At 65.3% G+C, this 6,694-nt stretch carries 8 protein-coding genes; 3 read left to right on the top strand and 5 right to left on the bottom strand.

Annotation, left to right across the window (positions count from 1 at the left end; genetic code table 11):
• Positions 1-590, bottom strand: a 590-nt coding sequence (locus WA965_RS16320) for a DUF6542 domain-containing protein (protein WP_526299724.1), incomplete at its 3' end; no start/stop codon positions are given.
• A gap of 82 nt (positions 591-672) precedes the next feature.
• Here WA965_RS16320 and ychF point away from each other — a divergent pair.
• Both ychF and WA965_RS16310 read left to right on the top strand, forming a co-directional pair.
• Positions 673-1,755, top strand: a complete 1,083-nt coding sequence (gene ychF, locus WA965_RS16315; protein WP_526299722.1) for a redox-regulated ATPase YchF — start codon at positions 673-675, stop codon at positions 1,753-1,755.
• Between the two features lie 39 nt (positions 1,756-1,794).
• On the top strand, positions 1,795-2,358 hold the full coding sequence (locus WA965_RS16310; RefSeq protein WP_526299720.1) for a dihydrofolate reductase family protein: 564 nt from the start codon (positions 1,795-1,797) through the stop codon (positions 2,356-2,358).
• 4 nt (positions 2,359-2,362) lie between these two features.
• On the opposite strand, the gene WA965_RS16305 is transcribed toward WA965_RS16310, so the two are convergent.
• Both WA965_RS16305 and WA965_RS16300 read right to left on the bottom strand, forming a co-directional pair.
• Complete coding sequence (locus tag WA965_RS16305; RefSeq protein WP_526299718.1) at positions 2,363-3,100, bottom strand: thermonuclease family protein; 738 nt, start codon at positions 3,098-3,100, stop codon at positions 2,363-2,365.
• A gap of 192 nt (positions 3,101-3,292) precedes the next feature.
• Positions 3,293-3,841 carry a TetR/AcrR family transcriptional regulator gene (locus tag WA965_RS16300; protein WP_526299716.1) on the bottom strand — a complete coding sequence of 183 codons (549 nt, stop codon included), beginning with the start codon at positions 3,839-3,841 and terminating at the stop codon, positions 3,293-3,295.
• 134 nt (positions 3,842-3,975) lie between these two features.
• Here WA965_RS16300 and WA965_RS16295 point away from each other — a divergent pair, with 134 nt between their 5' ends.
• On the top strand, positions 3,976-5,583 hold the full coding sequence (locus WA965_RS16295; protein ID WP_526299714.1) for an FAD-dependent oxidoreductase: 1,608 nt from the start codon (positions 3,976-3,978) through the stop codon (positions 5,581-5,583).
• On the opposite strand, the gene WA965_RS16290 is transcribed toward WA965_RS16295, so the two are convergent.
• Entirely contained in the window at positions 5,570-6,064 is a 495-nt protein-coding gene (locus WA965_RS16290) for a nitroreductase/quinone reductase family protein (RefSeq protein ID WP_178361180.1), read from the bottom strand. The two genes, WA965_RS16295 and WA965_RS16290, sit on opposite strands and share 14 nt — an antisense overlap.
• 34 nt (positions 6,065-6,098) lie before the next feature.
• Positions 6,099-6,452, bottom strand: a complete 354-nt coding sequence (locus WA965_RS16285; protein WP_178361181.1) for an HNH endonuclease — start codon at positions 6,450-6,452, stop codon at positions 6,099-6,101.
• Positions 6,453-6,694: the final 242 nt, after the last annotated feature.

The raw sequence follows: 6,694 nt of genomic DNA, 5'->3' as shown, positions 1-6,694 counted from the left end.
GCTTTCGACGAGCGAGTCGGCCGCCGCTCCGCCGAATGGCGACGCTGGGCGTCCCGGTCGGAGGGATCGGCGGCAGGAGCACCGCCCAGGAATGCCGACAACTTCGCCGAAATCCGCCCGCCTGCGGAGGGGGTGGCCTCGGCGGCGGGTGTTTCCTGCGGGGTGGAGGTGCCGAAGTACCAGCGTGCGCCGCCGATCAGCAGCACTGCCGCCGAGGTGAAGAACATCAGCGGGAAGCGTTCGATCAGCGGATACCCGCAGTTGATCAGGATGTCCTTCATGCCCTGGATCTCCGCGCTGTGCATCACGTAGTACGCGCCGGGAACCACGACGAACAGGATCAGAGGCGGTTGGATGACCGCGGTGAACAACCCGGATCGTCGTACCGCGAGCACTGCGGCCAGGCAGCCGACGACGAAGAACGCGGAGAAGAGCCCGCTCAGCTCCTGCCCGCCGGAGTCGAAGGCGAACCCGAGCAGCGACGCGACGACCGCGATGAGGACGGCACCCCACCAGGGAACTCCTGGAATGTTGGGGTGCACGGAGCGGTGATCGGCCGGTATCGACGGCCGCGCGCGCTGTCCTGACACAGATCGACCGTACCGGCTGATTCGACGAGACGCCGCCAGCGTGGATTGGCGAGCCGATCACACCGCTTAGACTGTGGATCCCGTGGGCCTCAATCTGGGAATCGTCGGACTACCCAACGTCGGCAAGTCGACGTTGTTCAACGCGTTGACACGAAACGACGTGTTGGCTGCCAACTACCCCTTCGCGACGATCGAGCCGAACGAAGGTGTGGTCGCGCTGCCGGACCCGCGGCTCGACGAGCTGGCGAAGATCTTCGGCTCCGAGAAGATCGTGCCCGCGCCGGTGACGTTCGTGGACATCGCGGGAATCGTCAAAGGGGCGTCTGAGGGCGCCGGCCTGGGCAACAAGTTCCTGGCCAACATCCGCGAGAGTGATGCCATCTGCCAGGTGGTGCGGGTGTTCGCCGACGACGACGTCGTGCACGTCGACGGCCGGGTCGATCCCCAATCCGATATCGAGATCATCGAGACCGAGTTGATTCTCGCCGACATGCAGACCCTCGAGCGGGCACTGCCTCGGCTGGAGAAGGAAGCGCGGACCCACAAGGACCGCAAGCCCGTCCTCGATGCGGCGACCGCCGCCCAACAGGTGCTCAACGGCGGCAAGACGTTATTTTCAGGTTCTCAGCGGGACGTCGACGTGTCGATGCTGCGTGAGCTGAACCTGATGACATCCAAGCCCTTCCTTTACGTGTTCAACGCCGACGAATCGGTGCTCACCGATTCCGCGCGGGTCGCCGAGCTTCGGGAGTTGGTCGCGCCGGCCGATGCGGTGTTCTTGGACGCGAAGATCGAGGCAGAGCTCCAGGAGCTCGACGAGGAGTCGGCCGCGGAGTTGCTCGAGTCGATTGGCCAGACCGAGCGGGGCCTGGATGCGTTGGCGCGGGCAGGGTTTCACACGCTGAAGTTGCAGACCTACCTCACGGCGGGCCCAAAAGAGGCTCGCGCGTGGACGATTCACCAGGGTGATACCGCGCCGAAGGCTGCGGGCGTCATCCACTCGGACTTCGAAAAGGGCTTCATCAAAGCCGAGATCGTGTCCTACGACGATCTCGTCGCCGCCGGTTCGATGGCCGCGGCCAAGTCCGCCGGCAAGGTTCGGATGGAGGGCAAGGAGTACGTGATGGCCGACGGTGACGTGGTCGAGTTCCGGTTCAACGTGTAGGACGCGATCAGTTCCGCCGGGTGAGGAAGTCTCAATGGCATGGGAACCCTGAGTTACAACGCGATAATGTCCCTCGACGGCTACGTTGCCGACGCGAGCGGCGACTTCCAGTGGTCCGCCCCGGGTGGGCAGACGTTTGCCGCGCATGTTGATCGCATGGCTGACGTGTCGACCGAGGTGTTGGGGCGCAAGACGTTCGCGCTGATGCAGTACTGGGAGACCGATCCGGTCGACGAGGAGTGGTCCCCGGCAGAACGGGAGTTCGCGCGGCGGTGGCGCGGCATCAACAAAGTGGTGGTGTCGTCGACGCTGACGCCCGAGGAGGTCGAGTCGGAACGAGTCCGTCTGGTCCCCGACCTGAGCTTGGCTGAATTGCAGCGGATCGTCGCCGACGCCCCTGCCGCGGTCGAGATCTTCGGGCCCACAACGGCGGCCGCCGCGATCCGCGCCGGACTGGTTGATGAGTTCCATTTCTTCGTGGTGCCGAAGATGGTTGGCGGAGGCCTGCCAGCCCTACCGGGCGACGTACGCCTCGACCTGACTCTCGCCCGACACCAAATTTTTGACGACGGCACCGCTTATCTGCGCTATTCGTCTCGCTGAGACCTCACTCGCAGGCGACACCGTCACCGTCTCCGTCAAGACCTGATCGGTATCCCTGCTGGCCCGCCAGCAGCGGCGCCGCGCCGGCCCTCCGCGCGGCCGTGCAGTTCTCGTAGTAGGCGCTCGACGAGGGCAGCGGCGGCTCGTAGAGGCCAAGTGGCGGTGCGCTCTCCGATGTCGGAGGTGCAGCGGGAGAGGCGGATTGGGGTTGGGTGGTCGCGGTCGACTCGGTCTCGCCGTAGCACGGCGGACCCCACAGGCCCCGGCCGGCATCTCTGGCTTCGCTCTCCGCGGCTTGGATCGTGTTGTATCGACTCACGGGCACGCCGTCGTAGACGTACGACCGGGCTGTGCCGGCGCGTGCTGCTTCGACGGAGTAGTCCCAGCCATCGGCTCGCACAAGGTAGGCCAGAGTGCGTCCGTAGCTGTCGGTGCGGTCTTGAGTGGGGTCGAGTTGCAGGGCGACGCGCTGCCCGAGCAACGTCGTCGTGGCGAACTGGGTCGCTTCGGGTCCCCAGCACCCGACCGTGTGCCCGGGCTTTTTGGTCTCAGGGGTATCGATGCCGAGCACACGCACACGTAGGCGGCCTCGGTTGTCATCGCGGATGTCGATGGTGTCTCCGTCGACGACTCTGAGCACCTCGGCGGTGGTGTCGACGCCTTGGGCGTCGCTCGTAGCCGGGGGGAGGAATCCGATTCCAGCTACCGCGACAACGGCAGCGACAAACACGGTGCGAATCATGCGTTTCCCCACGTAGATGATGCAGTTCGGCCCCCGCCTCGACCGCAGAGTAGCTAACGAGTCGCCTCAGGCACAACCCCGTGCGTCACCTGAAGGAGTTGCGGCGGATCGTGGAGGGTGCGGGTCGACACCGAAGGTATTCCGCTGCCGGTAAACGCACGCCGGCTCGAGAAGTGCCCGCAGCAGGCGCGCTCAACGTCGGTGGCTCTCCAGGAACATGTCGATGAGCTCGTCGGCGTAGGCGGCGTCGATGCTCTGCGCCAAAACAATTCGACGGAACAGCAACGGCCCGACAAGTGCGGCGATCGCGCCGTCGCGGTCGAGGTCAGGCGGTAATTCACCGGCAGCCGATGAGGCCTGCAGGATGGCATCTAGTGGTGCGCGCTGGCTGCGGGCGAATGCATCGCGGAACTCGGCGAGTTCGGGATCACGGGTGGCGCTGTCGAGGACAGCGGGTACAACGGCGGCGTACTTCTCGTCGTTGATCTGCGCGGCAAGGACGTGCAGCACTCCCTTCAGTCGGGCGCGCAGGTCGCCGGACGCCGGAACCGCGGGCAGGGGCGGGATCAGGGTTCGGAAGGTGTCGGCGACCAGATCGATCCGTCGCGGCCAGTGCCGGTAGATGGTGGAACGTGCCACACCTGAGCGCTGCACCACCGCCTCGATGGTGACCGCAGGAGCGCCACCCTGGACGAGAAGATCGACGCATACGGAGAGCACCGCTGCTCGGCTTCGCGCCACACGGGGATCAGAGGTGTTTTCCCCCTCGGCTACATCTGTCACATCCCGCCCCGTTTCGTTCTGGTCGTCTTCGAAACAAGAGTGTATCGTTTCAAGTAACAATACGAGACAGTCTTGTACTACAAGGAGTGGATATGACCACGGACACGGACGTTCTTGTGATCGGCGCAGGTCCGACGGGATTGACCGCGGCGATCGAATTGGCCCGTCGCGGGGTAGCGGTTCACATTGTGGACAAGGTGATGGCCCGCCCCTACGCCGAATCTCGGGCTGAGGGGTTGCACGCCAAGTCCTTGGAGATCTTCGAACGTCAGGGCCTGCTTGCGCCGGTGCTCGCACACGGGCGGGTGCTGGCGGGTTTTGCGTTTCGTTCCGGAGACCACCGCTTCGGCGAGTTGTCCGCCGGGGGTCTCGATACCCCGCACGCGTATTCAGTCCTGCTGCCGCAGAGTGAGATCGAGCGTCTACAGATCGAGCGCCTAGCGGACCTCGGTGTCGAAGTGCAGCGTCCCGTGGAGGTCCTTGACGTGAAACAGGATGACGACGCGGTTCATGTTCGACTTCGGGGAGACGAGGGATCGGTGTCCACCGTGTCGGCCCGGTACCTCGTCGCCGCCGACGGAGGTCACTCCGTGGTGCGCAAGACGTTGGGAGTCGGGTTTGCCGGATCCAAGTTGCAGGGCGCCTATGTCATGGACGCCGACGCGGAATTCGCTTCCGATCCGCCCGAGGACCGCGGCACGTTCATTCTGGGGCGAGGAGGGTTTCTGGTAATCGGGCACCGCCCTGACGGAACCTACCGGATCGCCCTCTCGCTGCCGGCGCAGGACCGCAGGATTTCGCAGGATCGCCCGACTCTCGCTGAACTGCAGTTGGTTTTGAACGACTTTCCCGACGTGGATATCCGGCTTCGCGCAGTGACATGGTCCTCGGCATTCTTCATCAGCAGCCGTGCGGTCGATAGGCTTCGCCACGGTCGGGTGTTCTTGGCTGGGGATGCCGCGCACGTCCATAGTCCAGTAGGCGGGCAAGGCATGAACACCGGTATCCAGGACGCGGTGAACGTCGGGTGGAAGCTGGCGCTCGCGATTCAGGGTCGCGGCGGCGAGCGACTGCTCAACAGCTATGACGACGAACGACTGCCGATCATCCGCCGCCTCATCGCTTCGACGACTGCCTCGACGAAGCCGCTACTGTGGCGTCACCCCGTCGCGGTAGGCATTCGGAACACCCTGCTGCGAATGGTTCTGCGGACGCGCGCGGCACAGACCGCACTGTTCGACAGCTTCACCGGTTTTTCCGTCCGCTACCGCAGCGGTGCATTCATCGCCGGCCAGCGGTGTGAACGGGGACCGCGGCCTGGCGAGATCGCGCCGGAAGCCGGTCGCGGTGGGCGACGCTGGTATCCGCTGTGGGGCAGCGATACCCGCCATCAACTGCTCGTTTTTGCCGAGACGAATGTCGACCGCGAGGCCGCGCTGGAATGGGCGAGTCGGAACTCCGATGTGGTACGGCCATTGGTCGTGGCCGCACAGGCTCCGGTCGGCGACGCGGACGTCATTGTGGACCCGACCGGCGTGCTCCGCGACCGCTACACTGCGACTTCGTCAGGCGGGCTCTACCTCGTGCGGCCCGATGGATACATCGCCGCTCGCTCCCGAAGCGACGACCTCTCACCGATGACCGCCTATCTCGACGGCTTCCTCGAGACCCAGTGTGAGTCGAGGCTCAGCGCGGGGTGAGGCGGAAGATGGGAATCTGCCGGCCGGCGGGTGCGGTTTTGTCGCGGTAGTCGGAGTACCCGGCGTACACGTTCTCCGCGAGCGCGTAGAGCCTCGTGTACTCGTCGGGGTCGGTGACTTGCGAAGCCGAGAAGCTCTCTCCGCCGAAGTCGCAGTCCGGATTGGCCTTCAGATTGTGGTACCACTGCGGATGCTTGCTGCCCCCGTAGTTCGAGGCGAGCAGGATCACGTCGGATCCGTCGTGGAAGTACGTGAGCTGCACCGTGCGTGGTTTTCCCGACTTCGCGCCCGTGGTGGTGAGCGGGGCGTTGACGATCGGCCCCATGTTGACCCGTCCGTCGGTGAGGCGGAACAGATACGGGTCGGTGCGGCGGGCGATGTGCCGCGCGACGAACTGCCCGAAGCGCGAGCGCCCGAAACGAACGCCCGACTGATACCGCGGGCCTCGCTTCTTGTGTGGATCGACATAACGGAGTGGCACCTCGGAACCGTACCGCGCGGGCCTACCGGCGAGATCACTCAGCGTCGGCTGCGAGGGTCCTGTTGATCTCGGCCTGACGAATCAGGAAATCGCGCTCATCGAGCTTCTTGCGTCGCATCCAGCTAGTCACCTCGGAGTTGCACTTGCTGGTGTTGCAGGAACGGCAACTGGGGACGACGTTGTCGAGCGCGTACCTTCCGCCGCGAGAAATCGGGAGCACACAGTCCTTCTGCAGGGGCGTCCCGACCGCGCCGCAGTACGCGCACCCACCCCAGGCCAATGTCAATGCGGCCCACTGGGAATCGGTGAGGTCGTGCACCTTCAACGCCATCCGCCGCTTACGGCGACGCGCATATCTGACCGCGCGGGTCGGACTGCGGGATGGCACGGGCAGAGGCTACCGCCGCGCGTGCCCACATCCTCCGGTGGCGCGCCGGTGTCCGGACGACGTGCGCCGAACCGCAATCTCACCGTCCATCTGCGACCTACCATCAGGTATGACTCGGGCCATGCTCGCTTGCGCGATGACCCTCGCGGCTGTGTTCGTCGGGGTGCCGGGTGCGCCCCTGGCTCACGCCGGCCCGCCGCCGCCGTGCTCGTTCACGCTCACCGCGCCGCAGGTCGTGCAGG

The sequence above is a fragment of the Mycobacterium sp. genome (assembly GCF_049683935.1).
In the GTDB taxonomy this organism is placed as follows: Bacteria; Actinomycetota; Actinomycetes; order Mycobacteriales; family Mycobacteriaceae; genus Mycobacterium.
The sequence above is the reverse complement of the archived record's forward strand: the minus strand, read 5'-3'. Positions and strand labels throughout refer to the sequence as shown.